The 2,697-nt window shown below is 65.9% G+C and carries 3 protein-coding genes and 1 pseudogene; all 4 read left to right on the top strand.

The features are described 5' to 3' along the window. Positions 1 to 115: 115 nt before the first annotated feature. Positions 116 to 190, top strand: a pseudogene (locus ACLP25_RS29410) (hypothetical protein); the annotation flags it as partial. A gap of 325 nt (positions 191 to 515) precedes the next feature. Further along, a complete protein-coding gene (gene secE / locus ACLP25_RS29405; protein WP_442472634.1) occupies positions 516 to 716 on the top strand; it encodes a preprotein translocase subunit SecE in 201 nt (66 codons plus the stop codon). A 56-nt stretch (positions 717 to 772) separates the two neighbouring features. Next, on the top strand, positions 773 to 1,303 hold the full coding sequence (nusG, locus tag ACLP25_RS29400; protein WP_442472633.1) for a transcription termination/antitermination protein NusG: 531 nt from the start codon (positions 773 to 775) through the stop codon (positions 1,301 to 1,303). 59 nt (positions 1,304 to 1,362) lie between these two features. After that, positions 1,363 to 2,181, top strand: coding sequence for an acyl-CoA thioesterase (locus ACLP25_RS29395; RefSeq protein WP_442472632.1), 819 nt, complete (start codon positions 1,363 to 1,365; stop codon positions 2,179 to 2,181). The last annotated feature ends 516 nt before the right edge of the window (positions 2,182 to 2,697 follow it).

Genomic DNA, 2,697 nt, shown 5'->3' with positions numbered 1-2,697 from the left:
CCCTCATCCGGCCTTCGGCCACCTTCTCCCCGCTTGGCGGGGCGAAGGCGCCTACCCCCGAAAGTGCTTCGACAGCTTCAGCCCCTGATGCTGGTAGTTCGCGGACGCGGCGGACGAGCTCTATGGGGCGGGCGCGACCTCGAACTACCAGCATCAGGGGCTGAAGCTGTCGAAGCACTTTCGGGGGTAGGCGCCTTCGCCCCGCCAAGCGGGGAGAAGGTGGCCGAAGGCCGGATGAGGGGCAGGGCCAGCGCGCAGAGGTTTGCGCAGCCGCTCACCCCGACCCTCTCCCTCCCCGGGCTTTTGACCCGGGGATCGCGGGGGGAGGGGGACGCGCCGGCCGAGGGACGCCCGAGATGACGGTTTGACGACCGGAATGTCACATTTCGCTTGGCGCGCGCGCCGGTTTTCCTATATGAGGGTCCGGTGGCGCGGCGCCGAGAGGCCCCGCGCCGCGAGTTTTTCTGGCCGGCGGCCTCTGCGCCGTCCGCCCCGCAATCGTCATCGGAAACTGAATGACCAACCCGTTCGAATTTATCCAGCAGGTGCGTTCGGAGGCCTCGAAGGTCGTGTGGCCGACGCGGCGTGAGACGCTGATCACGACCGGGCTCGTGCTGCTGCTCGTCGCTTTCGCCAGCATATTCTTCACCGTGGTCGACGAGGCGCTGCGGGTGCTGGTCGGCTTCGCGCTCGGCTTCGGACGCAACGGCGGTTGAGCGCCGGCGCGTTTCGAGCGAGCGCCGAAGCGCCCTCCATTCTGGAACCTGAAACCATGACCATGCGCTGGTATATCGTCCACGCCTATTCGAACTTTGAAAAGAAGGTCAAAGACTCCATCCGCGAGCAGGCGGCCCAGCGCGGCCTCGAAGACAAGTTCGAGGAGATCCTGGTGCCGACCGAGAACGTCGTGGAGGTGCGGCGCGGGCGCAAGATCAGCGCGGAACGGAAGTTTTTCCCCGGCTATGTGCTGGTGAAGTGCGATCTGACCGACGAGGTCTATCACCTCATCAAGAACACTCCGAAGGTGACCGGCTTCCTCGGCGCCGACAACAAGCCGATGCCGATCCCCGATCTCGAGGCGGAGCGGATCAAGGGCCAGGTCGCCGAGGGCGTCGAGCGCCCGACGGCCGCGATCCGGTTCGAGATCGGCGAGAACGTGCGGGTCGCCGACGGGCCGTTCGCCTCGTTCAACGGCGTGGTCGAGGAGGTCGACGAGTCCCGCTCCCGCGTGAAGGTCGCGGTGTCGATCTTCGGCCGCGCAACCCCGGTCGATCTCGAGTTCGGGCAGGTCGAAAAGGTTTGACCGTGGAGCCTTCCTGCTCCGCGTTCGCGGGGAGAACCGTCCCGGAGGCGTGAGATTCGATGCAGTCCGAGGCGCATGCGCTCGATGAGGCGACGCGGCTCGTGCCGCTCGGCGAGGGCTGGCACGCCGGTGCGACCCACCCGGCCTACGCCAACATGGCGGGTCCCTTCGGCGGCGTGACGGCGGCGGCGCTCCTCAACGCGGTCCTGGTCGATCCGCGGCGCCTCGCCGATCCGATCGCCCTTACCGTCAATTTCTGCGGCCCCATCGCCGAGGGCGAATTCGAGATCGAGACGAGGCTCCAGCGCGGGGGCAAGACCACGCAGCACTGGTCGATGGAGCTCAAACAGAAGGGCGTCGTCTGCACGACCGCGACCGCCGTCTGCGGCGCGCGGAAGCCCGTCTGGTCGCACTACCCGGTCAAGGGCCCGACGGCTCCGTCGCGCGACAGCCTGACGGAGATGCGAAAGGACGGCCGGCCGGAATGGACGCGGCGTTATTCCTTCCGTTTCGTCGAGGGCGGACTTGACAATTATCCGCGCAGCGACGGCCTGGTCCACAGCGCGCGCAGCCTCGCCTATATCCAGGACGCGCCCGACCGCCCGCTCGATTTCGTCTCGCTGGCCGCGCTGTCGGACGCCTTCTTCGTGCGCATCATGCACGCGCGCGGCACTTTCCAGCCGATGGCGACGGTGTCGCTCACCAGCTATTTCCATGCCGACGCCGACGAACTCGCCGCCATCGGCGCGGCGCCGCTGCTCGGCGAGGCCGACGCGACGATCTTCCACAACAGCTTCGCCGACCAGACCTGCGCCCTCTGGACGCCGGACGGCCGCCTCGTCGCCAACGGCGTGCAGATTACCTGGTACAAGGAGTAATGACAGGAGCAATACATATCAGTGAGTGATATCCTGGCGACGGCCCGGGGTCGTGACGGAAGGCTAGCGTTCAGCGGGCTCAAGCCCCCTTAGATTTAGACAGGAACATCCGTTCTTTTTTCGATTGTGGGATTGACGCTGAAAAGGCAGTGAAAGACATTTTGGGCGCGAGCAGCGAAAAGCTTGGGAGATGGACCGCGCTCCGCAGGAAAACGCACGAATCTATTCAGAACGTCGCGCAGCTGTCGCGTCGCCAGACGCGCGACACGCACGATTGCACTGGCGAAGGAGGGAGGCATGGCGCGCAGTTTGACGATGCAGTGGGTTAGGACGCTAGCGCGCAGTCAGGCGCTTGCCCAGCATCTGGGGCAAGACCCCTTGGAGGTCTAGCGATCCACGACCCGGCGAGGCACGTCGTGCAGGTTCGCCTGGTCGACCGATTCGGCGACAACGGAATCATCGCCGTCCTGATCGCAGACCGGAAGGCCGACGCCTGGGAGATCGACACCTGGCTGA

It is taken from the genome of Roseiarcus sp., assembly GCF_052145395.1.
In the GTDB taxonomy this organism is placed as follows: Bacteria; Pseudomonadota; Alphaproteobacteria; order Rhizobiales; family Beijerinckiaceae; genus Roseiarcus.
Note: the sequence above shows the minus strand (reverse complement) of the source record. Positions and strands in the feature narration are given on the sequence as shown.

Excerpts from the sequence above, each read along its gene's own strand:
- secE (WP_442472634.1), top strand. The coding sequence starts at position 516 with ATGACCAACCCGTTCGAATTTATCCAGCAGGTGCGTTCGGAGGCCTCG.
- nusG (WP_442472633.1), top strand. The coding sequence starts at position 773 with ATGACCATGCGCTGGTATATCGTCCACGCCTATTCGAACTTTGAAAAG.
- ACLP25_RS29395 (WP_442472632.1), top strand. The coding sequence starts at position 1,363 with ATGCAGTCCGAGGCGCATGCGCTCGATGAGGCGACGCGGCTCGTGCCG.